This is a genomic window from Lonepinella sp. MS14434 (genome assembly GCF_042468235.1).
GTDB lineage: Bacteria > Pseudomonadota > Gammaproteobacteria > Enterobacterales > Pasteurellaceae > Lonepinella.
The window spans coordinates 1-23,277 of sequence record NZ_CP170386.1; the positions used below are offsets into that span (position 1 = coordinate 1).

Below are 23,277 nucleotides of genomic sequence, written 5' to 3' on the forward strand. Positions count from 1 at the left end.
ATGAACATTGACTTTTCAGCACTATGGCAAGATTGCCTTTTACAATTACAGGATCAAGTGTCTTCCAACGACTTTAATATGTGGTTACGTCCTTTGCAAGCAGATGCTAATAACGAAAACCTTATGATTTTATATGCATCTAATATCTTTATTAAAAATTGGGTAGAAAGCCACTATTTGGAAAAAATTATTCAAATTATCCAGCAATTAAGCCAAAATCCAAATTTGGTGGTGAAATTGCAAGAAGGAACCAGACCAGTACCACAAAAACAGGTCAATATTTCAGAGCAAACAAATAACTATAGTGTGGTAGAAAATTCAACAAGTTCTGAATCAAATACGTTCCGTACCAATTTGAATCCGCATTATGTGTTTGATAACTTTGTCGGTGGTAAATCCAATCAATTAGCCCGTTCTGCTGGCTTAAAGGTGTCCAAACATCCGGGGGATACATTAGCTAATCCGTTATTTTTATATGGTAGTACCGGTTTAGGTAAAACTCACTTATTACATGCTATTGGCAACGCTATTCTTGAAGATAATCCTAATGCCCGCATTGTGTATATTCATTCAGAACGTTATGTACAAGAAATGGTAAAAGCGTTAAAAACCGAACGTTTAGAACAGTTTAAGAAATTTTATCGTTCATTAGATGTCCTCTTAATTGATGATATTCAATTTTTTGCCGGTAAAAGTGGAACACAAGAAGAATTTTTTCATACTTTTAATTCCTTATTTGAAGGGGGACGACAAATTATTCTGACTTCAGATCGCTTACCAAAAGGTATTGAAAACTTTACAGAACGTTTAACATCTCGTTTTGGGGTGGGCTTAACCTTACAAATTCAACCTCCTGAGTTGGAAACTCGTATTGCCATTTTGTTGAAAAAAGCGGAAGAAAAAAATTTAAATTTGCCGGAAGAAGTCGCCTTTTTTATTGCCGAAAGATTACGTACCAATGTTAGGGATCTTGAAGGCGCGTTGAACCGTGTGCAAGCCTATGCGGAATTTACTGGCAAACCTATTACCCGAGATTTTGCTGAAGAAACCTTAAAAGATATTTTGGCATTACAGGAAAAATTAGTCACCATCGAAAACATTCAAAAAGTGGTCGCAGAATATTACCGCATTAAGGTGTCCGATTTAAAATCCAAAAATCGTTCACGTTCGGTGGCTCGCCCACGACAATTAGCTATGTCATTAGCCAAAGAGCTCACTAATCGTAGCTTACCTGAAATTGGCAAAGCTTTTGGGGATCGTGATCACACCACTGTTCTACACGCTTGTCGTCAAATTGTGTCTTTACGAGAAACTGATAGCAATATTGAAGAAGATTGGATAAATTTAAACCGCACTTTATCTGCTTAATTTTACGTTTAATCAATAGGAAGATCACTATGCAACTGATTATTTCAAGAGAAGATCTATTAAAACCACTCCAACAAGTTTGCGGTGTATTAAGTAATCGCCCGAATATTCCTGTATTAAACAATGTTTTATTGCAAATTAATGGTAATATTCTGACTATTACAGGAACAGATTTAGAAGTAGAACTTTCTACACAAGCACTATTACAAAATAGTGCAGAAGGTAATTTCACTATTCCCGCTAGGAAATTTTTAGAAATTTGCCGTAATTTGCCAGACAATGCCACTATTACGGTCGATTTTGAAGAAGATCGAGCGTTTATTCGTTCAGGGCGGACTAAATTTAATTTAGCGACTTTCTCAGCGGACGAATACCCAAATTTGACCAACTGGCAATCAGAAGTGGATTTTACCGTTACACAAAGCATTGTTCGTCGTTTAATTGATGCCACCCAGTTTTCTATGGCAAATAATGATGCTCGTTATGCGTTAAATGGAATGAAGTTAGAAACGGAAGGTAATTTATTACGCACGGTTTCAACAGATGGACACCGTTTAGCCGTTTGTACTATTCCCCTTGAACAAGAATTACAAAATCATGCTGTTATTGTGCCACGTAAAGGGGTATTAGAACTGGCAAGATTATTAGACTCAAGTAGTGAAGAACCCGCTCATTTACAAATTGGTACCAATAATTTACGTGTGCAATTAGGTTCGTTAGTGTTTACTACCAAACTGATTGACGGACGTTTCCCTGATTATCGTCGCGTCTTGCCACGTAATGCGGATCGTATTTTGGAGGGTGACTGGGAAGCCTTAAAACAATCCTTTGTGCGTGCTGCAATTCTTTCTACTGAACGTGTTCGTACTGTCCGCTTACAATTAAGCGAAAATCAATTACGCATTTTAGCATCCAATCCAGAACACGAAGAAGTCGAAGAAATTTTAGACGTATCTTACCAAAGCGAAGAAATGGAAGTCGGTTTTAATGCCAGCTATGTGTTAGATGTACTCAATGCGTTAAAATGTAAACGTGTACGCATGCGGTTAATTGATGCCTCGTCAAGCTGTTTGATTGAAGATTGCCAAGATAGCAGTGCAGAATATGTGATTATGCCGATGCGTTTATAAAAACATTCGTAAAATCGACCGCACTTTATGGCTATCTCTCGCTTACTTATTGAAAATTTTCGTAATTTTACCGCCGTGGATCTTGAATTTGACCACGGCTTTAACTTTTTGATCGGCAATAATGGTAGCGGCAAAACCAACTTGTTAGAAAGCCTTTTCTATTTAGGACATGGCAGATCCTTTAAAAGTAATGTCACTACCCGAATTATTCGTTATGAACAACCACATTTCACCTTGCACGGCAAAATTCAAGAACAACAACATCAATGGTCGGTGGGTTTACAAAAACAGCGTAAAGACGGCACTACCTTAGTGAAAATCAACGGTGAAGAGGGTAACAAAATTTCCGATCTTGCTCATTTGCTCCCGATGCAGATTATCACGCCAGAAGGCCTAACCCTATTAAATGGTGGACCAAGTTACCGCCGAGCGTTTTTAGATTGGGGACTTTTTCATCATCACACCAGTTTTCATTCGGCTTGGTCAGCACTCAATCGTTTACTCAAACAACGTAATTCTGCCTTACAACAAAGCTATGATTATGCTCCACTTAGAATCTGGGATATTGAACTTGCGAAACTAGCACATCAAGTCACCCAATGGCGCGCGGAATACGCGCAAGCATTGACGCCAGCCATAGAACAAACCTGCCAATTATTTTTACCCGAACTAGAAATTCAATTAAGTTTTCATCAAGGTTGGGAAAAAGGCAGTGATTATGCTGATGTATTACGAGAAAATTTCCAACGAGACAAACAAATTGGCTACACGGTTTCTGGTCCGCAAAAAGCGGATTTTCGTTTTAAATCTAATGGATTGCCAGTAGAAGATGTGCTTTCCCGTGGTCAACTCAAATTACTGATGTGTGCCTTGCGACTTGCTCAAGGCGAACATTTAACGCAACAAAAAAACCGTCATTGTATTTTCTTGATTGATGATTTTGCATCAGAATTAGATCAAATCAAACGTGCCTTGTTAGCGGAACGCTTACAACAAAGCCGGTCACAGGTATTTATCACCGCCATAACACAGGATCAACTGGCCCAAATGCAGGTGGAGAAACATTGTAGTTTCAGGCTACAAGAAGGTAATATCACACTCCTCGCGGGATAAACTGCGGTGATTTTTCCCTCTTTTTTCGTAATGAATAAACGGGGTATAGAAATGTGACAGTTTGCCATATTATGCTATAATCCGCAGCCTAATTCATAATTTTCGATGCCATGATGGAACAGTTATCTTGTCAAATATTTCATAGTGATTGCCAAATAATAATGCGTGATTTTGCCAATAAAAATCAGCAAGTTGATCACATTATCACTGATCCTCCTTATGCGATTTCTCAACGTAACAATTTTCATACCTTGAATAATCCAAGAAAAGGCGTTGATTTTGGGACATGGGATTGGGGATTTGATCCAGCTTTCTGGCTTGAAAGCGCTTATCCTTTATTAGCACATAATGGTTCCATGATTATTTTTTGTTCATATCGTTTTATTTCGCAAATTACCCAAAAAATTGAAAGTTTAGGTGGGGTAGTGAAAGATATTATGGTGTGGCAAAAAGCCAATCCGATGCCAAGAAATATTCATCGGCGTTATGTACAAGATATGGAATTTATCATTTGGGCAGTAAAATCTAAAAAGAGTAAGTGGGTTTTTAATAAGCCTGAAGATAAACCTTATCAACGTGGATTCTTTCAAACACCCACATTATTAGGTAAAGAGAGAACCGCACATCCGACTCAAAAACCCATTAGTTTAATGCATGAAATTATTAAAATTCATACTCATCCGGGACAACTTATTTTTGATCCCTTTATGGGCGTGGGTTCAACTGGTGTGGCTAGCCTAGACTTAAATCGGCGTTTTTTAGGTTGTGAACAAGATCTACGATGGTTTGAGTTAGCGCAGCTAAGATTAAATTTAGGCTAAAATAATACGGCACTTAAATTAATAAAGTGCGGTGAAAATCACCGCACTTTGGTAAAGCTACTCATAAAATTATTTTTGACTACAGACTGCAATAAAATTCAGTTTTTTCTCAGGATCATTAAACACCTTAAACATTTTTTTAAAGGTTTCTCTGTTCTCTGATTTCATGGCATTAGAAACAATACGTAATGCCCCCCAAATACCTTCATCATGGATCATGCCTTTCGGGGATAACAAACTCATTTCCCCATTAAAACTATCCACATTACGGAATCCACTGTCTTTAAATAATTGCGTCCATCCATCACGAGTAAGTGGGGTGACGGTAATATTAATCGCTTCACGTAATTGCTTAATAATTGGTTCTGCTTCCGTGGTAGTTAACATCACATCATGGGTTAATAAAAAACCGTTTGGTTTTAACACACGAAAATATTCTTCCACGGCTTTTATTTTTGCTTGTACGGGTAACATGGTTAACATTGCTTCATTAATCACTATATCAAAGGTATTATCTTCAAAAGGTAATTTCATGGCATTGGCTCGCTGTACATGAATTTTGTCTTGTAAACCATTTGCTGCGATATTTTTCTTGGCTTTTTCTAACGCCACTTCATCCAAATCTACCCCTTCAATATGACAACCAAATTGTTTGGCAAGACCAATAGCAGTGGTTCCCATATTACAGGCGACTTCAAGCACTTTCTTACTGGCATCAAAATCACCGTTGGCAATTAACCAGTCTGTGGCTTTTTTACCGCCCGGACGTAACCTCGTTTTACCTAAACGGGCTAAAAAATTATGTCCGACTTCATCTTTTTTCATCTTGCTTTCTCCCCGAATAAAATACTTGACTAAATATATCAGATTTTAAAATAAGAAAAATAAAAAAATGCGGTAAATATTGATCTACACCAAAATTTACCGCATTTTGCTATCAAGATTTCATTATTCCCTTGTACCATACACCACAATGGTTTTGCCATGAGCCGAAATCAAATGCTCATCTTCTAACATCTTTAAAATCCGTCCTACGGTTTCCCTTGAACATCCTACCATTTGCCCGATTTCTTGGCGGGTGATTTTAATTTGCATTCCTTCTGGATGGGTCATCGCATCTGGCATTTTGGCAAGATTTAACAGGGTTTGAGCAATACGCCCCGTTACATCCAAGAATGCTAAATTTTTTACTTGTTGTGATGTGGTTCTTAAACGTTTTGCTAATTGTCCGGCTAAGATCATAAGTACATCAGGATTGACTTGTACTAACTGACGGAACTTTTTATAAGAAATCTCGGCAACTTCGCAAGTGGTTTTAGCACGAATCCATGCTGAACGTACGTCATTTTCATTAAATAAACCCGCTTCGCCAAAGAAATCACCAGACCCTAAATAGGTCAAGAGCATTTCTTTGCCATCTTCATCTTTGGTGGATACAGATGCTGATCCCTTAATTAAATAATACAGGGTCTCTGCCTTTTCTCCAGCATGAATAATGCTTGTTTTCATTGAATATTTATGAATATGACAATGAGAAACAAACCATTCTAAGGTAGGATCCAAAGTATGAGCGGGTTTCTTTTCTTGATGAGCTTCAACTTGTTGTACTTGTTCTGGCATAAATAACCTCTTTGTTCTAATAGCTGATAGGCCTTGTTATCTCTCCTGTTAATGTATTGAGATAAACAAACCTAACGTAGAAAATCCGTTTTATTTTTAATATCAATGGTTTCGTGTAATTCTGACCAAACGATAACTGCTTTTTGTTGCCGAATTTGATCAAGTAAATTTTCTGTTTTCTGCGCTAAAGACAATTCTTTAAGCCCGTAATCTGTTCCTTCTCGCAAAATAAAACTTTCTACAATGTTAACTAACGTATCTTCTTCAAGTGCTTGCCAAGGAATTATCATGTTAATTTATCATCATTTACTAGGCAAATAATTGTTCAATTAGTTGCCATTGTTGTTCAAAACTTTGATTTGTTGTACGACGAAAATTCGTCCGGACATAACGCATAAACTGTCCTTCACAAAAGGTGACTAAATAACTAGCGATGATGCGTTCATCAAGAGAAAAGGTTTTACCTTCGCGTAATTTTCGGATTTGTAAGATATTCACGAATTGTAATTCTAAGCGATCAAAAAATTGAGCGGCACGAACTTGTAATTTAGCATCTTCAAACATTAACGCATGACCAGTGAGAATCCGGGTCATACCCGGGTTTTTACGAGCAAAATCTAAGATCATTTGTAAAATATCGTGTACTCGATTTTGGGTATTGGTTTCTAATTTTGTAGATTGCGAAATTCGAATAAATAAATTCTGTTCAATATTTTCAATCAAGGCTTCAAACATTTTGGTTTTGCTAGGGAAATAACGATACAAAGCAGCTTCCGACACCCCCACAGCTTCGGCTAAACGTGCCGTTGTCATACGCTCCATGCCACGTTCGGAATGAAGCATACTTGCCAACACGGCTAACACTTGCTGACGGCGTTCTTTAACACTACGCTTTTCTATTTTGGGTACAGATTTTTCCACCATAGCAGGCTCAATATCTGCAATTTCCAACTGTTCTACCATTATTTATTTACTCGCATTATTGTTTTCCTGAATGTCCAAAACCACCCTCACCACGGTCTGTTTGAGTAAATTCTTCCACAATATTAAATTCCGCCTGTAACACTGGCACAAAAACTAATTGTGCAATACGATCGCCCACTTCAATTTTAAATGGTTTATCGCCACGATTCCACACAGACACCATCAAAGGTCCTTGATAATCACTGTCGATCAAGCCAACTAAATTGCCAAGTACAATGCCATTTTTATGCCCTAAACCTGAACGTGGTAGAATCACGGCTGCCAAATTTGGATCCGCAATATAAATAGATAACCCAGTAGGAATTAATTTGCTTTCCCCAGGTTGAATTTCAAAACTTTGTTCTATCAATGCTCGCAAATCTAAGCCTGCTGAACCTGTGGTCGCATAAGTGGGTAACGGAAATTCGTTGCCAATACGGCTGTCTAAAATTTTTACATCAATTTTTTTTGTATTTTTTTGCATAGTATTTCTCGACGATTTTATTCACTAATTGTTGAGCTAATTGTTGTTTGCTGGTTTCAGGTAACTGTTCTGAGCCATTTTGCCAAAACAATTTTAACGCATTTTGATCTGCCCCGAAAACCTGTCCATTCGATACATCATTAGCACAAATCATATCCAATTTCTTACGTAACAATTTATCTTGTGCATACTGCTCTACTCGTTGCGTTTCAGCCGCAAATCCCACCGTAAATGGGCGATTTTCGGTTAAATGACCCACATCGGATACAATATCTGGATTTTTCACTAAAGTAAGTTGCATTTCATTACTGGATTTTTTGATTTTTTGTTCAGCAATGTCAGCCACTCGATAATCCGCTACTGCCGCACAAGCAATAAATATGTGATTTTTCACCGCACTTTCAAGTGCAACTTGCCACATTTGTTGAGCGGAAAGCACATTAATTCGATTAACCTTGCTAGGTGTTGCTAAATTAACTGGTCCACTAATTAAGGTGACATTCGCTCCACGTTGAGCAAACGCATTCGCAATAGCAAAACCCATTTTACCCGAGCTGTGATTACTAATATAACGTACTGGATCAATGGCTTCTTGAGTAGGACCAGCGGTAATTGCAATATTTAAACCAACTAAATCCTGCGAAATAGAAAAGTGTTGTTCAACGGCGGTAAAAATTTCTTGCGGCTCTGACATTCGCCCAGCACCCACATCACCACACGCCTGTTCTCCACTATTCGGTCCAATAAATAATATACCACGTTGTTGTAATGACAGAATATTCTGTTGTGTTACCGTTTGACGGTACATTTGTTGATTCATTGCAGGAGCTAACAAAATCGGGGCTGAAGTAGCTAAACACAGAGTTGAAAGCAGATCATTCGCCATACCTACGTTCAAACGGGCAATAAAATCCGCACTGGCTGGAGCAATCACCACAAGGTCTGCCCACTTGGCTAATTCAATATGCCCCATGGCTAATTCGGCTTGCGGATCAAGCAAAGATTGAGCCACGGGATTGCCAGAAATAGCTTGCAAGGTTAAAGGCGTGACAAATTCCGCACCCGCTGGAGTTAATACGGTTCTCACTTCAGCACCCACTTTGCGTAATAAACGAATAAATTCAATAGTTTTATAGGCTGCAATGCCACCTGTTATCCCCACTACAATTCGTTTATGTTGCAAATTTGTCATTGTTAGTCCTTTCTCACATCTATTGCTACCCATTTTACTTCAATTTGGCGGAAGAAAACATAGGATTTTTTGATCTGTATTCCAAAATCAGCATAAATTTCTCGCCAAACTCATTAAATTATCACAAAGTGCGGTGTGATTTTTTATAATTTAGAGTAAAACCATGTCAACTTCACCCTTAATGCCACGAGAAAAATTACTCAACTTAGGCGCTTCCGCTTTAACCGATGATGAATTATTAGCCATATTTCTACGCACTGGCATTAAAGGCTGCCCAGTAATGCAACTATCTGCTGCGGTTATCCAACATTTTGGTTCATTACGAGGTTTAATTTCTGCCACACAAAAACAATTTTGTGCCTTTAAAGGTATAGGGATTACTCAGTTTATCCAACTGCAAGCCTGTACCGAAATGACCAAACGCTATTTATTAGAAGAAATAAAATTTTCTCATATCTTCAATCAATCAGAAACTGTACGGCTATATTTACAAGCGGAAATGGAACATTATGAACGAGAAGTGTTTTTAGTGTTATTTTTAGACAACCAACACCGTTTAATTAAACAAGAAGATATGTTTCTAGGTTCCGTCAATTCAGCTAGTGTTCACCCTAGAGAAATCATCAAAACTGCCTTATATTGCAATGCTGTCGCACTCATTTTAGCCCATAACCACCCATCAGGTCTTGCCAACCCTAGTGAGTCAGATAAGCTAATCACAAAAAAAATTAAGCAAGTGGCGGAATTAATGGATATTCGTGTTTTAGATCATTTTATTATTGGAAAGGGTTGTTATTTCTCTTTTGCGGAAAATGCCTGTTTATAAGATCTCAAATAAGGATCATTTTGCAGATTGAAAGCAAAATCTCCTGCATTTTTCACAGAAAACGTATTTTTTCCTTGAGAAAGTCGAATTATGTGAGTATAATTCACAGCCTTTAATATAGTAAGCGGGTCGGCTACAGCGACCTGACGAGGTGGCTATCAAGGCTTTCCTTGAAATTGTATCCGAACCGTAAGCTCGAGCTTATATTTAATTATTGGAGTTTATTATGTCAAGAGTCTGTCAAGTAACAGGCAAGCGTCCAGCTGTTGGTAACAACCGCTCACACGCATTGAATGCGACTCGTCGTCGTTTTCTACCTAACTTACACACTCACCGTTTTTGGGTTGAGAGTGAAAACCGTTTCGTAACTTTACGCTTAACAGCGAAAGGTATGCGTATTATTGATAAAAAAGGCATTGATGCAGTATTAGCTGAAATCCGTGCTCGTGGCGAGAAAATCTAAGGAGCTAAAACATGGCAGCTAAAGGTGCTCGTGAGAAAATTAAATTAGTTTCAACGGCTGAAACTGGTCATTTCTACACAACAACTAAAAACAAACGTAATATGCCTGAAAAAATGGAAATCAAAAAATTTGATCCAGTCGTGCGTAAACACGTTGTTTATAAAGAAGCGAAAATCAAATAATTTCGTTTTATACAGAATCAAAAACCCGACTTGTTCGGGTTTTTTTTGTAGGTAAATTTTAAGGAATACAATATGCCCGAATTACCCGAAGTGGAAACCGCTAAAAATGGTATTGCTCCTTACCTGACTGGTTTTACTATTGAAAAAATTATTGTTCGCCAAGCTAAATTACGCTGGCAAGTTTCGCCTGAGCTAAGTCAACTTTCTGGCGTTAAAATCATCGCACTTTCACGCCGTGCTAAATACCTGATTATTCATACGGAAAAAGGCTACATTATCGGGCATTTGGGGATGTCGGGATCGGTTCGTATTATTGAAAAAGATGCTCCCGTGGAAAAACACGATCATCTGGATATCGTGATGAACAACGGCAAAATTATGCGTTATAACGATCCTCGTCGTTTTGGAGCATGGCTTTGGACGGATAATTTAGATGATTTTCATCTCTTTATGAAACTCGGACCTGAACCGCTTTCGGAGCAATTTACCGCAGGGTATCTGTTTAAAAAATCTCGTAAAAAATCCACCGCACTTAAAGTCTTCTTAATGGATAATGCTGTCGTGGTCGGTGTTGGCAATATTTATGCTAACGAAGTGCTATTTCAATGTGGACTTCACCCCCAAAAATTAACGGGTACGATCACTAAAAAACAAGCAGAATTACTCGTCTCCACCATTAAAAAAGAGCTACAACGTGCGATAGAACAAGGCGGCACCACCTTACAAGACTTTTTACAACCTGATGGCAAACCAGGTTATTTTGCTCAAGAACTACAAATCTACGGCAAAAAAGATCAAGCCTGTGTAAAGTGCGGTACAAAAATTGAAAGTTTAGTGATTGGTCAGCGGAACAGTTTCTTTTGTCCAAAGTGTCAGAAAAAATAGTTGATTGTTATTCCCCCCATTTTTGATTAAAATACCCCTAGTTTTTGAAGTTATATAGGACAGGTTATGGCGAATTGGAACGGAAAATACATCAGCCCTTATGCCGAACACGGTAAAAAGAGCGAGCAAGTCAAAAAAATCACAGTATCCATTCCAATTAAAGTATTGGAAATTTTAACCAACGAACGCACGCGTCGCCAAATTAAAAACCTACGTCATGCCACTAACAGCGAATTACTGTGCGAAGCCTTTTTACACGCATTCACGGGACAGCCTTTGCCAACTGACGAAGATTTACTCAAAGATCGCAATAATGAAATTCCTGAAAATGCCAAGGATATTATGCGTGAATTGGGGATTGATCCTGATGAGTGGGAATATTAGCACCGAAAATCAACCCCAAAGCTGGGGTTAATTTATTTTTATCATGCGACACCATATTTCTCACGATATTCTCGCATCGCTGGTAAATACTGCGAATATTGACTATCATTTTCAATAAACTGCATTAAATCGTCTAAATCTACAATCGACAACACATCACATTGATAATCCCGTTCCACTTCCTGAATTGCTGACAATTCGCCCTTTCCTTTTTCTTTGCGATTTAAGGCAATGACCACCGCACTTAGGCTTGCACCGTTGGCTGCAATAATATCCATAGCTTCACGAATTGCTGTACCTGCGGTAATTACGTCATCTACCAGCAACACTTTGCCTTGTAATGGTGAACCGATTAGATTTCCGCCCTCACCGTGATCTTTAGCTTCTTTGCGGTTAAAGCAAACGGGTTTATCTAAACCAAATTGATTAAACAACGCCACCGAAACCGTTGTGCCAATGGGAATCCCTTTATAAGCAGGTCCAAAAATCACATCATAAGCCAAGCCACTGGCTTGAATAGCTTGTGCATAAAATTCGCCTAAACGGGCTAAATCTGCTCCCGTATTAAATAAGCCAGCATTGAAAAAATACGGGCTTTTTCTGCCTGACTTTAACGTAAATTCACCAAAACGTAACACATTGCGACTTAAGGCAAATTGGATAAATTGTTGTTTGTAATCTTGCATATTTTTCACCGCACTTTTATTGATTTAACGCTTCTCGCTGTGCCATAAAAATTTGCTCACAACCCTGTTTGGCTAAATCTAACAAATTCAATAATTCTTGATGAGAAAAAGGTTCCCCCTCTGCCGTGCCTTGCACTTCGATCATTCGCCCGTCTTCCATCATGACGACATTCATATCGGTTTCGGCGTTGGAATCTTCTACATATTCCAAATCACACACGGCTTCACCATTCACAATGCCGACTGAAATCGCTGATACTAACCCTTTGATTGGACTGGCTTTTAAGGTGCCATTTGCAACTAAACCGTTGACCGCATCAATTAACGCTACGCAAGCTCCAGTAATTGAAGCCGTGCGAGTGCCACCGTCCGCTTGAATAACATCACAATCAAGTGTAATAGAACGTTCGCCTAGGGCTTCAAGATCGATCATGGCACGTAAAGAACGAGCAATTAGGCGTTGAATTTCCATGGTGCGACCACCCTGTTTACCTTTCGCTGCTTCACGTTGCATACGGCTATGGGTGGAACGTGGCAACATGCCGTATTCCGCCGTTACCCAACCTTGCCCTTGTCCTTTTAAAAAGCGTGGTACGGATTCATCGACACTGGCGGTACAAATCACTTTGGTTGCACCAAATTCCACCAGCACCGAACCTTCGGCATGTTTAGTGTAATGACGGGTGATTTTAATTGGACGGGGGGCGTTATTGGCACGGTTATCTGGACGCATTTTTATTCCTTATTTTGATAAATTTGCGGTTATTTTAGCACGCAAAATGACAGAAACGAAATTTAACAGTACAATAAGAGTGGTAAATAGATATAACAAACTAAAGGATAAAAAATATGATTTACAGCATGACCGCTTTCGCCCGCTTTGAAATTAAAAAGGACTGGGGTGATGCCGTGTGGGAAATCCGCTCGGTAAATCAACGTTATTTGGAAAATTTCTTCCGTTTACCTGAACAATTTCGCGGTTTAGAAAACAGTTTACGTGAAAAACTTCGCCAAAATCTGACCCGTGGTAAAATTGAATGTAACTTACGCATTGACACGAAAAAACAAACCGCTACCAGCCTAAATTTAAATCAGGAACTCACCGAGCAAGTGATTCAATCCTTGAAATGGATTAAAGCGCAAGCGGGCGAAGGGGAAATTAATTTAACTGATGTATTGCGTTATCCGGGAGTAGTGGAAACACCGGAACAGGATTTAGATGTTATCAGCCAAGATTTATTGAACGGTTTTGATCAACTCCTTACTGAATTTATCGCCATGCGGGGTCGTGAAGGGGATAAGCTCAAAGATGTGATTGAGCAACGCTTGCAAGCTATTGGGGTGGAAGCCGATAAAGTGCGGGCAAAAATGCCGGAGATTTTGCAATGGCAACGAGATCGTTTACAACAACGTTTTGATGAAATTAAGCTACAAGCCGATCCGACGCGTTTAGAGCAGGAAATGGTGTTGTTGGCACAACGTATTGATGTAGCAGAAGAATTAGATCGTTTGCAAATGCATATTAAGGAAACGGGGTCTATCCTGAGAAAAGGTGGTGCAGTAGGTCGTAAGCTCGATTTTATGATGCAAGAACTTAACCGTGAATCCAATACCTTGGCATCTAAATCAATTAACGCAGAAACTACTGCATCCGCAGTGGAACTTAAAGTATTAATTGAACAAATGCGTGAACAAATTCAAAATTTGGAGTAGGCGATGGCGATAATTTCTCTTCAACAATACCGATTAATTGAGATTGCGGGCGTGGATGCGGAAAAATATTTACAAGGACAACTTACTTGTGATGTAACTAAGTTAGCTGTCGGTGAAAGCACAATGACCGCCCATTGTGATCCAAAAGGCAAAATGACATCCGTGTTCCGTTTAATTCGAGTGGCAAATGACCAATTTTATACGGTTATTCATCATTCGCTATTACCAGTGGGATTAGATCAGTTAAAAAAATATGCGGTATTTTCTAAGGTCACGTTTACCGAACTTCATCTTCCACTGGTCGGCTTAATTGATGAAGAGAGTGCATTTTCGGCTCAAATTAGTGTGAAATTTGCTAACCGCTGTATTTTGATCAACCCTGAAAGTGCGGTGCAATTTAATGCAGATTCTACACAATGGGATTTAGCCGATATTCAACAAGGCTATCCGATTTTAACTCATAAAACCCAAGGGGAATTTATTCCACAAGCCTTGAATTTACAGGTCATTGAGCAGGCGATTTCTTTCCAAAAAGGCTGTTATATCGGACAAGAAACGGTGGCTCGAGCTAAATATCGTGGCACAAATAAGCGCGTCATGTTTGCTTTTAACGCCGAAACGGATTTGACACCGGAACTTGGTAGTAGCATTGAAATGCAACTGGAAAGTGGTTGGCGAGCGACGGGTACAATTTTAAGCGCGGTGAATTTTAGTCATGTTTTGTGGTTGCAAGTGGTGCTAAGTAATGACATTACACCCGAACAGGTATTTCGCTTGCCTGATTCGGATGTAAGTTTGCAGTTGCAAGCATTGCCTTATGAATTAAATTAAGACTATTTTATCTCCAAGAAAAAGCACGCAACAGCCATTGCGTGCTTTTTTGTTATGGGAGAAAGCTCGATATTTGAGCAGTTGAATTATAGCGTATCGTGCAAAAAAAAAACAATGATAGTATCCTTTTTAACCAAATCTAAAAAGGAAAATCCTATGTTAAACAAATCTAAATTTATCCTTCCAGCCCTACTCGCTGCTAGTGTTATCAATCCAAGTTATGCTGAAGATACCCCATCGACCTACCCTGCAACTATTGAGTGTGCTGAAAATGGAAGTCCAATCTGTCAATATATTGTGGGTTCTTTTTATAGTCTGGGCGTCGAGGTAAAGCAAGATTATGCAAAAGCAAGAGAATGGTATGCCAAGGCGGCAAACCAAGGGGTTAAAGAAGCTCAGTTCAACTTAGGATTATTGTATGCTCAGGGACACGGGGGGAAACAAGACTATGCGAAAGCAAGAGAATGGTTTACTAAAGCTGCTAATCAGGGGTACGCTGCTGCTCAATATGGGCTTGGAGCAATGTACTATAATGGCAACGGCGTAAAACGAAATAAAACCAAAGCAAAAGAATGGTTTATAAAATCTTGCCAAAGTGGGGACAGCGAAGCTTGCCAAGTTTTAAAAGGGGCTTTTTAGTTTAATTGAATACAAATATAAAGGTGCATATCTATGGAAATTGTGAATTCTATTATACCGTTAGTGTTAGATCCTAACAATTATTGGACTAATTTTATCCCTATAATAACACTGATTGTTTTTTATATCGGTGGAATTCTTTTTACAAGACGTGGTGAAAATAAAAAGACGGACAAAAATCTAAAGAAAAAATATCAAATGGTATAATTATAGCTACCATCGCTATTTTATTCGTTATTGCAGTACAACTATCTATTGTTTCAAATATTAGAACTGCAAATATACTAGGCGATATTAATAAATTAGATATTGATAATCTAACATATCAATCAGGAATTTTGTTAGTAACTTTAATGTTAAATATTATTTTGCTCCTTGGGGTATATTTGAAGACTAAGGGCTTATATCAAGAAACTTACAAAGTTAATATTATTTTAGCTATGATGCAATGCGGTATTTCAATGATTATTAGTAACTTGGATTTAGTTAAAACAGAAACGGTATTGGCATCGACTGTAGCCTATATTTTTATTCCGGGACTTATCCTTCTTGAATTAGAAAAAGAGAAGAAAAAATAAAGTGTCTAATTAATCATCAAAAAGTGCGGTGAAAAACACCGCACTTTTTTGTTTATTTCGCCTTACGCTGATTAAACATCCATTCCTTAATCGCATCAATATTATAAGCCACTCCCCAAGTTCCCATGTGGGCAGCCCCTTTGCTTTGTGAGGTTTGTTCCATTGGCAAGGTGCCACCCGTAAAGCTGGCATAATGAATATTACCGCCTTGAGCTAACAGGGCATTCACCTTTTTATTCAGTTCTGCCACGGAATCTTGAGCGTTCCAGCCGTGGCTTTCTTGTACATTTGCCCCATTTGCCTTCAATACTTTCATAATTTCATTTTCGGTCGGAAAGGCTTTGGCATCATTTTCGGAAACTAACACAAAAATATTATTTTTTGCCATCGGAGCGGTAACACTCGGTTCCCACTGCCCTGCCACAATATAGCTGGCAGCAAAGAAATCAGGGTGTTTGATATTCATGGCGATAGACATCATCGCACCGCCTGACTGCCCTGTGGTGTAAAGGCGGTTTTGGTCGATATTATATTGTTTTGCCAAGGATTTAATTAAATTAATCGTTGGTTCAAGATCCGTCGGATCTTCCGATTTATCATTGACAATTTGATGATCAAACTGCGGAGCAAGCACAAAGGCTTCATGTTTTGCTTGGAATGACGGACTGGCAAACGAAGTTGCTCCGTTGCCTTGTAATAAGGTATGTTTCACGTTGCTGTTGGTTGAACCTGCATCATGAATAAACATCACTAGCGGATAGGCTTTGTTTGGGTCATAATTTTTCGGCACAAATAAATTATATTTCACCACCACACCGCTTTCATCTTTAAATTCCGCCTGTTGGAAATCGTCCACCACTTGATTAATCACTTTGCCACTGGTTAATTCGCTTGGTTTGACTTTGCCTGATTTGCTGGCTAATGAATTGACTTGTTTTACTGTTAAGCTGATGTTACGTTCGGTGTAAGGGGCGGAACGATCATTGGGATCTTTTTCGGTAGTCGCCGCATCGGCATCTTGCGGATCCAATTCTAACACCACTTGGTTGGTACATTTTTGCTCGGTTAATTTAGCCTCGGTAATGGTGCGATTCGTTACCGAAAAATCATTTTTTTTCACCGCAGTTAAGCACGTTTTTTCAGGGTAATTCACCACAGCTTGGGTGACTCGTTGACCTAAACCGTTTGGTGTCGTAACTGCTGTCACACTTTCAATTTGAGCATACACAGTGCTTGCCATTGCACAGGCAACGCCAGTTAAAATTAAGTTTTTCATAAAATTTCCTGTTATTTAGTTTGATTTAAACGTTTTAACGCATCAATCGCTGGTCGCGAAACATGATCGCCACGAGCTGCGGATTTTTCATACCATTGTTTGGCGGTAATGAGATTTTTTTCTACCCCAATACCGTTTTCATACAGATAACCGAGCCAATATTGTGAAGTAATATCACCACGATTCGCCGCTGTGGTAAAGGCATCAAAGGCTTTGCTTGGCGATTTGGTTACGCCCTCACCATTTAGATACATCAAGCCGATATAGCGTGATGCTTTCATATCGCCTTGTCCAGTGGCTTGTTGTAATAACGGCATGGCTTGGGAGAAAGATTGTTGTTTATATAGTTCTACGCCTTGCAGCATTACGGTTCGAGCTTGCTCTTGCTCTGGGGTATGGGTTGGTTGAGATACCGCACTGCAAGAAGCTAATAAAAGTGGAAAAATAAGATAGCTGTATCGTTTCATTAAATATCTACTCTATATTGAATTGTTGGTTTAAGTTAGGACTGTTAATTAGCTCAAAAGTTCTAGGATTATTTCTGCTATTTTAATAATAGTGAATTGAATTTCACCGCACTTTCTTGTACAATGTTTTCCCGTCCTGATACAACGTATCTCATTTATTTTTCACTATCAAAACAAGATTTCACTTATGACAACCAATTATATTTTTGTAACAGGCGGTGTAGTTTCATCGTTAGGTAAAGGTATTGCTGCAGCGTCCTTAGCCGCTCTTTTAGAAGCTCGTGGCTTAAATGTCACTATTATGAAACTCGACCCCTATATTAACGTTGACCCTGGTACCATGTCGCCAACCCAACACGGCGAAGTGTTTGTGACCCAAGACGGTGCGGAAACCGATTTAGATTTAGGTCACTACGAACGTTTTATTCGTACCAAAATGACCAAACGCAACAATTTCACCACCGGTAAAATTTATTCCGAAGTATTACGCAAAGAGCGTCGTGGTGATTATTTGGGTGCGACAATTCAAGTGATTCCACATATTACCAATGAAATCAAAGCACGTGTGATTGACGGTGCAGCAGGTCATGATGTGGCCATTATTGAAGTGGGCGGCACCGTGGGGGATATTGAATCGCTGCCATTTTTGGAATCTTTACGTCAGCTTGCAGCACAAGTGGGGCGTGAACGTACCATGTTTATGCACTTAACCTTGGTGCCTTATATTCCAACCGCCGGCGAAGTGAAAACCAAACCGACCCAACATTCGGTGAAAGAATTATTGTCTATCGGGATTCAGCCTGATGTGTTAATTTGCCGTTCAGACCGTATGGTGCCGAGTAATGAGAGGGCTAAAATAGCGTTATTCTGTAATGTGCCGGAAAAAGCGGTGATTTCCTTAAAAGATGTGGATTCTATTTATCAAATTCCGGCATTATTACAATCGCAAGGTTTAGATGATTTCGTCTGCAAGCGCTTCCATTTAGATTGCAAACCAGCAGATTTATCGGAATGGGAGCAAGTATTATATCGCCAAGCCAATCCAACGGGTGAAGTCACCATCGGTATGGTGGGTAAATATGTAGAATTGCCTGATGCCTATAAATCTGTCAATGAAGCTTTAAAACATGCGGGATTAACTAATCGTTTAACGGTCAACATTAAGTATATTGACTCGCAAGATGTGGAAACGAAAGGCGTTGAGATTTTGAAAGGTGTGGACGGTATTTTAGTGCCGGGCGGTTTTGGTTATCGTGGTGTGGAAGGCAAGATCCTCACTGCTCAATATGCTCGTGAGAATAACATTCCTTATTTAGGCATTTGCTTAGGTATGCAAGTCGCCTTGATTGAATATGCTCGTCATGTGGCTGGATTAACTCAAGCGAACTCTTCTGAATTTGATAAAGCCTGCCCACAACCTGTGGTGGGTTTAATCACCGAATGGCAAGATGCCACAGGCCAAGTCGAAACTCGCACCGATAAATCCGATTTAGGTGGTACCATGCGTTTGGGGGCACAACAATGTCATTTAGTTGATGGTTCTAAAGCGCATGAGCTTTATGGCAAAGAAACTATTGAAGAACGTCACCGTCACCGTTATGAAGTGAACAATACCCTATTACCACAAATTGAAAAAGCGGGCTTGAAAGTGACAGGTTTAAGTGCGGATAAAAAATTAGTTGAGATTATTGAAGTACCAAATCACCCTTGGTTTGTGGCTTGTCAATTCCACCCAGAATTTACATCCACACCGCGTGATGGACATCCATTATTTGCTGGTTTCGTGAGAGCGGCGAAAGAAAATCAGAAAAAGTAAGATAAAACCTGATACTAGATCAAATTATTGTGATTTTTTGCAAGACAAATGCTACAAAGATCTATACCATATCGGAATAGTTTTAAAAGACGAATTTTTAGATTAACTTAATAGAAGGAAAACAAAAATGGCAAAAATTGTTAAAGTAATCGGTCGTGAAATCATTGACTCACGCGGTAACCCAACTGTTGAAGCAGAAGTTCACTTAGAAGGTGGTTTTGTTGGTTTAGCAGCGGCTCCATCTGGTGCATCAACAGGGTCTCGTGAAGCCTTAGAATTACGTGACGGTGATAAATCACGTTTTTTAGGTAAAGGTGTATTAAAAGCAGTTTCTGCAGTCAATAACGAAATTGCTAAAGCAGTTATCGGTAAAGATGCATTAAACCAAGCTGAAATCGACCAAATTATGATCGACTTAGACGGCACAGAAAATAAATCAAAATTCGGTGCAAACGCTATTTTAGCAGTATCTTTAGCCAACGCCAAAGCTGCAGCAGCAGCGAAAGGTTTACCACTTTACGCTCACATTGCAGAACTTAACGGTACTCCGGGTCAATATTCTATGCCATTACCAATGATGAACATCATCAATGGTGGTGAACATGCTGACAACAATGTGGATATTCAAGAATTTATGATTCAACCAGTCGGTGCAAAAACGTTACGTGAAGCATTACGTATCGGTGCCGAAGTATTCCATAACCTTGCTAAAGTATTAAAATCTAAAGGTTTAAGCACTGCAGTTGGTGATGAGGGCGGTTTCGCACCTAACCTAGAATCTAACGCAGCAGCTCTTGCCTGTATCAAAGAAGCGGTAGAAAAAGCAGGTTATGTATTAGGTAAAGATGTGACTCTTGCTATGGACTGTGCATCTTCTGAGTTCTACAACAAAGACAACGGTTTATACGAAATGAAAGGTGAAGGTAAAACCTTTACTTCTCAAGAATTTACACACTACCTTGAAAACTTAACCAAAGAATACCCAATCGTGTCTATCGAAGATGGTCAAGATGAATCAGACTGGGAAGGTTTTGCCTACCAAACTAAAGTATTGGGCGACCGTGTTCAATTAGTGGGTGATGACTTATTCGTAACCAACACCAAAATCTTGAAAGAAGGTATCGAAAAAGGTATCGCAAACTCTATCTTAATCAAATTCAACCAAATCGGTTCATTAACTGAAACCTTGGCGGCGATTAAAATGGCAAAAGATGCAGGTTACACCGCAGTAATTTCACACCGTTCAGGCGAAACTGAAGATGCAACGATTGCAGATTTAGCGGTTGGTACTGCAGCAGGTCAAATTAAAACAGGTTCAATGAGCCGTTCTGACCGTATTGCGAAATACAACCAATTAATCCGTATTGAAGAAGCATTAGGCGACAAAGCACCGTTCTTAGGCTTAAAAGCGGTGAAAGGTCAAGCATAATCTGAGTTGAATTAGATTAAAATATCTTAAAATTTGTACCGCACTTTGGATCTAAAGAGAAAAAGTGCGGTATTTTTTTACAACGTTTTTGAGAATAAAACCATGTTACATTTAGTATTAGAAGATAAACACCTGATTGGTCAGAAAAAACATTTTGGTGCACATTCTACTGTGCATGATCATTTGGTGGTGATGTTTGAAGATGACGGTGAAACCGGTTATTTCTATGCCATGGATATGAATAATCAAGCACAACCTATCGTTGATAGTTTATATGTTTACGGAGTGGATAGCATTGAGGGACGACACGAGGCTCGCCAATTTCAAATTTGTTGGTCGGAAGATGGTAATCAAGCCTTTTTGTTAGTTAACGGTTATCCACATGCTAGTTTTGATTATACAAGATTAGTAGGTTACAACCACAGCAAATACCCACTGCCAGAAATCACCAGTATGTGGTCGCATGAAGAAATTACCGATAAACTAGTGGCAGAATGGCTAAAAGTTTAACACCAGATTTATATTTATTCATCGGTTAAACCGATTATAATAATTTATGCAATCAGTTTGCCGATCGCTATATTTTTATACAGAATAGCAAGATTATTCCCCTTAAAAGATATAAAGGAAAGCAGTTATGACAAAACATTATGATTATGTTGCAATTGGTGGCGGTAGTGGCGGTATTGCCTCGATTAACCGTGCGGCAAGTTATGGTAAGAAATGTGCGATTATAGAAGCAAAACACTTAGGTGGTACTTGCGTCAATGTCGGTTGCGTACCGAAAAAAGTGATGTTCTATGGTGCTCAAATTGCCGAAGCGATTCATCATTATGCCCCTGATTATGGCTTTGATGTGAACGTCAATAAATTCGATTTTTCAAAATTAGTTGAAAGCCGTCAAGCCTATATCGGTCGTATTCATACCTCGTACGGTAATGTGTTAGGTAAAAATAATGTAGATGTGTTAAACGGCTTTGCTAAATTTGTCGATGCCAAAACCATTGAAGTGAACTATGCAGATGGTTCAAGTGAACAAGTTACCGCTGATCACATTTTAATTGCTACTGGCGGTCGCCCAAGTATTCCTAAAGTGAAAGGGGCAGAATATGGCATCACTTCTGACGGTGTATTTGCGTTAACGGAATTACCAAAATCCGTTGCGATTGTAGGGGCAGGTTATATTGCGGTAGAACTGGCTGGTGTGTTGAATAGCTTTGGTGTCAAAAGCCATTTATTTGTACGTCAACACGCCCCATTACGTACTCAAGATCCATTAATTGTCGAAACATTATTAGAAGTATTAGCTCAAGACGGCATTCAGTTACATAAGCAAGCTATTCCTGAAGAAGTGGTCAAAAATGCAGACGGCACATTAACTTTAAAACTCAAAGATGGTCGTGAAACCACGTTAGAAAGTATTGTATGGGCGATTGGTCGTGAACCAGCAACCGATGTGATTAATTTACAAGCTACTGGTGTGGCGACTAATGAATATGGATTTATCAAAGTGGATAAATTCCAAAATACCAATATACCGAACATCTATGCAGTAGGCGATATTATTGAAGGGGGGATTGAATTAACCCCTGTGGCAGTAGCAGCTGGTCGCCGTTTGTCCGAGCGTTTATTTAATCATAAACCAAACGAGCATTTGGATTATAACCTTGTGCCAACTGTTGTATTTAGTCACCCCCCAATCGGCACTATCGGTTTAACCGAGCCACAAGCTATTGAGCAATATGGCGAAGAAAATGTGAAAGTATATAAATCATCTTTCACCGCAATGTACACCGCAGTTACTCAACACCGTCAACCTTGCCGCATGAAATTGGTTTGTGTTGGTCAAGAAGAAAAAGTGGTAGGCTTACACGGTATTGGTTTTGGGGTAGATGAAATGATTCAAGGTTTTGCGGTGGCAATTAAAATGGGTGCAACCAAAGCCGATTTTGATAACACCGTTGCCATTCATCCGACAGGTTCAGAAGAATTTGTCACTATGCGTTAATCATTAGAATATAAGGAGTTTTATTATGTTTGCAAATTGGAAAGAACAAACCTCGCATGTTAAACAATCTTTTGGGGCATTAGGTCAAAAATATCCCAAAATGTTACAAGCCTATGGTGCATTGAGTGCAGCTGCTACAGAAGGTAATGTGTTAGATCTCAAAACCAGAGAATTAATTGCATTAGCTGTAGCAGTAACAACGCGTTGCGAAAGCTGTATTTCAGTACACGCAGCAGAGGCCGTAAAAGCGGGAGCCACGGAAGAAGAAGTTTCTGCAGCATTGGCAATGGCAATTTCGTTGAATGCTGGGGCAGCTTATACTTATTCTTTGCGTGCGTTAGAAGCGTTTAACGAACAGAAATAAACCCAATAAAATATGCACCTTAATTTCATTTTAAGGTGT

General features: G+C 39.2%; 29 protein-coding genes. 19 read left to right on the forward strand and 10 right to left on the reverse strand.

Going from position 1 to position 23,277, the window contains the following annotated elements; translation table 11 throughout:
• The 4 genes from dnaA to O1Q79_RS00020 all read left to right on the forward strand — a co-directional run bounded on the left by dnaA (window position 1) and on the right by O1Q79_RS00020 (window position 4,432).
• Window positions 1-1,368, forward strand: coding sequence for a chromosomal replication initiator protein DnaA (dnaA, locus tag O1Q79_RS00005; RefSeq protein ID WP_386692316.1), 1,368 nt, complete (start codon window positions 1-3; stop codon window positions 1,366-1,368).
• A gap of 29 nt (window positions 1,369-1,397) precedes the next feature.
• Window positions 1,398-2,498: a DNA polymerase III subunit beta gene (gene dnaN / locus O1Q79_RS00010; protein WP_386692318.1), complete on the forward strand. Its 1,101-nt coding sequence runs from the start codon at window positions 1,398-1,400 to the stop codon at window positions 2,496-2,498.
• Window positions 2,499-2,525: 27 nt separating this feature from the next.
• A complete protein-coding gene (recF, locus tag O1Q79_RS00015; protein WP_386692321.1) occupies window positions 2,526-3,611 on the forward strand; it encodes a DNA replication/repair protein RecF in 1,086 nt (361 codons plus the stop codon).
• A gap of 161 nt (window positions 3,612-3,772) precedes the next feature.
• The gene (locus tag O1Q79_RS00020; RefSeq protein ID WP_386692323.1) at window positions 3,773-4,432 is read left to right on the forward strand and encodes a DNA-methyltransferase; all 660 of its coding nucleotides are present in this window, start codon (window positions 3,773-3,775) and stop codon (window positions 4,430-4,432) included.
• A gap of 69 nt (window positions 4,433-4,501) precedes the next feature.
• Here O1Q79_RS00020 and O1Q79_RS00025 read toward each other — a convergent pair whose 3' ends face one another.
• From O1Q79_RS00025 to coaBC, 6 genes are all read right to left on the reverse strand, one after another.
• Window positions 4,502-5,257 (reverse strand): class I SAM-dependent methyltransferase, encoded by a 756-nt coding sequence (locus tag O1Q79_RS00025; RefSeq protein ID WP_386692326.1) that lies wholly within the window; start codon window positions 5,255-5,257, stop codon window positions 4,502-4,504.
• Window positions 5,258-5,380: 123 nt separating this feature from the next.
• Window positions 5,381-6,052: a cAMP-activated global transcriptional regulator CRP gene (crp, locus tag O1Q79_RS00030; protein ID WP_386692328.1), complete on the reverse strand. Its 672-nt coding sequence runs from the start codon at window positions 6,050-6,052 to the stop codon at window positions 5,381-5,383.
• 71 nt (window positions 6,053-6,123) lie between these two features.
• Window positions 6,124-6,342 carry a YheU family protein gene (locus O1Q79_RS00035; protein WP_386692330.1) on the reverse strand — a complete coding sequence of 73 codons (219 nt, stop codon included), beginning with the start codon at window positions 6,340-6,342 and terminating at the stop codon, window positions 6,124-6,126.
• A gap of 19 nt (window positions 6,343-6,361) precedes the next feature.
• Window positions 6,362-7,018, reverse strand: coding sequence for a nucleoid occlusion factor SlmA (slmA, locus tag O1Q79_RS00040; protein WP_386693396.1), 657 nt, complete (start codon window positions 7,016-7,018; stop codon window positions 6,362-6,364).
• 13 nt (window positions 7,019-7,031) lie between these two features.
• The gene (gene dut / locus O1Q79_RS00045; RefSeq protein ID WP_386687802.1) at window positions 7,032-7,499 is read right to left on the reverse strand and encodes a dUTP diphosphatase; all 468 of its coding nucleotides are present in this window, start codon (window positions 7,497-7,499) and stop codon (window positions 7,032-7,034) included.
• Window positions 7,474-8,691 (reverse strand): bifunctional phosphopantothenoylcysteine decarboxylase/phosphopantothenate--cysteine ligase CoaBC, encoded by a 1,218-nt coding sequence (gene coaBC, locus O1Q79_RS00050; RefSeq protein WP_386692332.1) that lies wholly within the window; start codon window positions 8,689-8,691, stop codon window positions 7,474-7,476. The genes dut and coaBC overlap by 26 nt, the downstream gene beginning before the upstream one ends.
• Window positions 8,692-8,854: 163 nt before the next feature.
• Here coaBC and radC point away from each other — a divergent pair, with 163 nt between their 5' ends.
• The 5 genes from radC (at window position 8,855) to metJ (ending at window position 11,431) form a co-directional block, all read left to right on the forward strand.
• Window positions 8,855-9,517 (forward strand): DNA repair protein RadC, encoded by a 663-nt coding sequence (gene radC / locus O1Q79_RS00055; protein WP_386692334.1) that lies wholly within the window; start codon window positions 8,855-8,857, stop codon window positions 9,515-9,517.
• Between the two features lie 226 nt (window positions 9,518-9,743).
• Window positions 9,744-9,980 carry a 50S ribosomal protein L28 gene (gene rpmB / locus O1Q79_RS00060; RefSeq protein WP_005599762.1) on the forward strand — a complete coding sequence of 79 codons (237 nt, stop codon included), beginning with the start codon at window positions 9,744-9,746 and terminating at the stop codon, window positions 9,978-9,980.
• An 11-nt stretch (window positions 9,981-9,991) separates the two neighbouring features.
• Entirely contained in the window at window positions 9,992-10,162 is a 171-nt protein-coding gene (gene rpmG / locus O1Q79_RS00065; protein ID WP_077464092.1) for a 50S ribosomal protein L33, read from the forward strand.
• A 72-nt stretch (window positions 10,163-10,234) separates the two neighbouring features.
• Window positions 10,235-11,047, forward strand: a complete 813-nt coding sequence (mutM, locus tag O1Q79_RS00070; protein ID WP_386692336.1) for a bifunctional DNA-formamidopyrimidine glycosylase/DNA-(apurinic or apyrimidinic site) lyase — start codon at window positions 10,235-10,237, stop codon at window positions 11,045-11,047.
• A 66-nt stretch (window positions 11,048-11,113) separates the two neighbouring features.
• Window positions 11,114-11,431 (forward strand): met regulon transcriptional regulator MetJ, encoded by a 318-nt coding sequence (gene metJ / locus O1Q79_RS00075; RefSeq protein ID WP_132300148.1) that lies wholly within the window; start codon window positions 11,114-11,116, stop codon window positions 11,429-11,431.
• Window positions 11,432-11,472: 41 nt separating this feature from the next.
• Here metJ and pyrE read toward each other — a convergent pair whose 3' ends face one another.
• On the reverse strand, window positions 11,473-12,117 hold the full coding sequence (pyrE, locus tag O1Q79_RS00080; protein ID WP_386692338.1) for an orotate phosphoribosyltransferase: 645 nt from the start codon (window positions 12,115-12,117) through the stop codon (window positions 11,473-11,475).
• 16 nt (window positions 12,118-12,133) lie between these two features.
• Window positions 12,134-12,850, reverse strand: a complete 717-nt coding sequence (gene rph / locus O1Q79_RS00085) for a ribonuclease PH (protein WP_386692340.1) — start codon at window positions 12,848-12,850, stop codon at window positions 12,134-12,136.
• A gap of 116 nt (window positions 12,851-12,966) precedes the next feature.
• On the opposite strand from rph, the gene O1Q79_RS00090 reads away from it, so the two are divergent.
• The 5 genes from O1Q79_RS00090 (at window position 12,967) to O1Q79_RS00110 (ending at window position 15,878) form a co-directional block, all read left to right on the forward strand.
• Window positions 12,967-13,830 carry a YicC/YloC family endoribonuclease gene (locus O1Q79_RS00090; protein ID WP_386692342.1) on the forward strand — a complete coding sequence of 288 codons (864 nt, stop codon included), beginning with the start codon at window positions 12,967-12,969 and terminating at the stop codon, window positions 13,828-13,830.
• Window positions 13,831-13,833: 3 nt separating this feature from the next.
• Window positions 13,834-14,661, forward strand: coding sequence for a YgfZ/GcvT domain-containing protein (locus tag O1Q79_RS00095; protein ID WP_386692344.1), 828 nt, complete (start codon window positions 13,834-13,836; stop codon window positions 14,659-14,661).
• A gap of 156 nt (window positions 14,662-14,817) precedes the next feature.
• A complete protein-coding gene (locus O1Q79_RS00100; RefSeq protein WP_386692346.1) occupies window positions 14,818-15,300 on the forward strand; it encodes a tetratricopeptide repeat protein in 483 nt (160 codons plus the stop codon).
• 33 nt (window positions 15,301-15,333) lie between these two features.
• Entirely contained in the window at window positions 15,334-15,507 is a 174-nt protein-coding gene (locus O1Q79_RS00105) for a hypothetical protein (protein WP_386692348.1), read from the forward strand.
• Window positions 15,508-15,653: 146 nt separating this feature from the next.
• On the forward strand, window positions 15,654-15,878 hold the full coding sequence (locus O1Q79_RS00110; protein WP_386692350.1) for a hypothetical protein: 225 nt from the start codon (window positions 15,654-15,656) through the stop codon (window positions 15,876-15,878).
• Window positions 15,879-15,930: 52 nt separating this feature from the next.
• On the opposite strand, the gene O1Q79_RS00115 is transcribed toward O1Q79_RS00110, so the two are convergent.
• The gene (locus O1Q79_RS00115) at window positions 15,931-17,154 is read right to left on the reverse strand and encodes a prolyl oligopeptidase family serine peptidase (RefSeq protein WP_386692352.1); all 1,224 of its coding nucleotides are present in this window, start codon (window positions 17,152-17,154) and stop codon (window positions 15,931-15,933) included.
• Window positions 17,155-17,165: 11 nt separating this feature from the next.
• Window positions 17,166-17,621 (reverse strand): tetratricopeptide repeat protein, encoded by a 456-nt coding sequence (locus O1Q79_RS00120; RefSeq protein ID WP_386692354.1) that lies wholly within the window; start codon window positions 17,619-17,621, stop codon window positions 17,166-17,168.
• Window positions 17,622-17,808: 187 nt separating this feature from the next.
• On the opposite strand from O1Q79_RS00120, the gene pyrG reads away from it, so the two are divergent.
• From pyrG to O1Q79_RS00145, 5 genes are all read left to right on the forward strand, one after another.
• On the forward strand, window positions 17,809-19,437 hold the full coding sequence (pyrG, locus tag O1Q79_RS00125; RefSeq protein WP_386692356.1) for a glutamine hydrolyzing CTP synthase: 1,629 nt from the start codon (window positions 17,809-17,811) through the stop codon (window positions 19,435-19,437).
• A gap of 127 nt (window positions 19,438-19,564) precedes the next feature.
• Entirely contained in the window at window positions 19,565-20,866 is a 1,302-nt protein-coding gene (eno, locus tag O1Q79_RS00130; RefSeq protein ID WP_386692358.1) for a phosphopyruvate hydratase, read from the forward strand.
• 102 nt (window positions 20,867-20,968) lie between these two features.
• Window positions 20,969-21,376: a DUF2251 domain-containing protein gene (locus O1Q79_RS00135; protein WP_386692360.1), complete on the forward strand. Its 408-nt coding sequence runs from the start codon at window positions 20,969-20,971 to the stop codon at window positions 21,374-21,376.
• Window positions 21,377-21,503: 127 nt separating this feature from the next.
• Entirely contained in the window at window positions 21,504-22,874 is a 1,371-nt protein-coding gene (gorA, locus tag O1Q79_RS00140; protein WP_386692362.1) for a glutathione-disulfide reductase, read from the forward strand.
• Between the two features lie 25 nt (window positions 22,875-22,899).
• Window positions 22,900-23,238, forward strand: a complete 339-nt coding sequence (locus O1Q79_RS00145; RefSeq protein WP_386692365.1) for a carboxymuconolactone decarboxylase family protein — start codon at window positions 22,900-22,902, stop codon at window positions 23,236-23,238.
• Window positions 23,239-23,277 lie beyond the last annotated feature (39 nt).

Bases quoted from the DNA above. Each gene is read 5' to 3' on its own strand.
- O1Q79_RS00100 (WP_386692346.1), top strand. From the start codon at position 14,818: ATGTTAAACAAATCTAAATTTATCCTTCCAGCCCTACTCGCTGCTAGT.
- rpmG (WP_077464092.1), top strand. From the start codon at position 9,992: ATGGCAGCTAAAGGTGCTCGTGAGAAAATTAAATTAGTTTCAACGGCT.
- O1Q79_RS00135 (WP_386692360.1), top strand. From the start codon at position 20,969: ATGTTACATTTAGTATTAGAAGATAAACACCTGATTGGTCAGAAAAAA.
- dut (WP_386687802.1), bottom strand. From the start codon at position 7,499: ATGCAAAAAAATACAAAAAAAATTGATGTAAAAATTTTAGACAGCCGT.
- radC (WP_386692334.1), top strand. From the start codon at position 8,855: ATGTCAACTTCACCCTTAATGCCACGAGAAAAATTACTCAACTTAGGC.
- gorA (WP_386692362.1), top strand. From the start codon at position 21,504: ATGACAAAACATTATGATTATGTTGCAATTGGTGGCGGTAGTGGCGGT.
- O1Q79_RS00110 (WP_386692350.1), top strand. From the start codon at position 15,654: ATGTTAAATATTATTTTGCTCCTTGGGGTATATTTGAAGACTAAGGGC.
- mutM (WP_386692336.1), top strand. From the start codon at position 10,235: ATGCCCGAATTACCCGAAGTGGAAACCGCTAAAAATGGTATTGCTCCT.
- O1Q79_RS00090 (WP_386692342.1), top strand. From the start codon at position 12,967: ATGATTTACAGCATGACCGCTTTCGCCCGCTTTGAAATTAAAAAGGAC.
- O1Q79_RS00120 (WP_386692354.1), bottom strand. From the start codon at position 17,621: ATGAAACGATACAGCTATCTTATTTTTCCACTTTTATTAGCTTCTTGC.
- dnaA (WP_386692316.1), top strand. From the start codon at position 1: ATGAACATTGACTTTTCAGCACTATGGCAAGATTGCCTTTTACAATTA.
- eno (WP_386692358.1), top strand. From the start codon at position 19,565: ATGGCAAAAATTGTTAAAGTAATCGGTCGTGAAATCATTGACTCACGC.
- pyrG (WP_386692356.1), top strand. From the start codon at position 17,809: ATGACAACCAATTATATTTTTGTAACAGGCGGTGTAGTTTCATCGTTA.
- coaBC (WP_386692332.1), bottom strand. From the start codon at position 8,691: ATGACAAATTTGCAACATAAACGAATTGTAGTGGGGATAACAGGTGGC.
- O1Q79_RS00095 (WP_386692344.1), top strand. From the start codon at position 13,834: ATGGCGATAATTTCTCTTCAACAATACCGATTAATTGAGATTGCGGGC.
- O1Q79_RS00145 (WP_386692365.1), top strand. From the start codon at position 22,900: ATGTTTGCAAATTGGAAAGAACAAACCTCGCATGTTAAACAATCTTTT.
- O1Q79_RS00105 (WP_386692348.1), top strand. From the start codon at position 15,334: ATGGAAATTGTGAATTCTATTATACCGTTAGTGTTAGATCCTAACAAT.
- pyrE (WP_386692338.1), bottom strand. From the start codon at position 12,117: ATGCAAGATTACAAACAACAATTTATCCAATTTGCCTTAAGTCGCAAT.
- O1Q79_RS00025 (WP_386692326.1), bottom strand. From the start codon at position 5,257: ATGAAAAAAGATGAAGTCGGACATAATTTTTTAGCCCGTTTAGGTAAA.
- rpmB (WP_005599762.1), top strand. From the start codon at position 9,744: ATGTCAAGAGTCTGTCAAGTAACAGGCAAGCGTCCAGCTGTTGGTAAC.
- recF (WP_386692321.1), top strand. From the start codon at position 2,526: ATGGCTATCTCTCGCTTACTTATTGAAAATTTTCGTAATTTTACCGCC.
- metJ (WP_132300148.1), top strand. From the start codon at position 11,114: ATGGCGAATTGGAACGGAAAATACATCAGCCCTTATGCCGAACACGGT.
- dnaN (WP_386692318.1), top strand. From the start codon at position 1,398: ATGCAACTGATTATTTCAAGAGAAGATCTATTAAAACCACTCCAACAA.
- O1Q79_RS00115 (WP_386692352.1), bottom strand. From the start codon at position 17,154: ATGAAAAACTTAATTTTAACTGGCGTTGCCTGTGCAATGGCAAGCACT.
- rph (WP_386692340.1), bottom strand. From the start codon at position 12,850: ATGCGTCCAGATAACCGTGCCAATAACGCCCCCCGTCCAATTAAAATC.
- crp (WP_386692328.1), bottom strand. From the start codon at position 6,052: ATGCCAGAACAAGTACAACAAGTTGAAGCTCATCAAGAAAAGAAACCC.
- O1Q79_RS00035 (WP_386692330.1), bottom strand. From the start codon at position 6,342: ATGATAATTCCTTGGCAAGCACTTGAAGAAGATACGTTAGTTAACATT.
- O1Q79_RS00020 (WP_386692323.1), top strand. From the start codon at position 3,773: ATGCGTGATTTTGCCAATAAAAATCAGCAAGTTGATCACATTATCACT.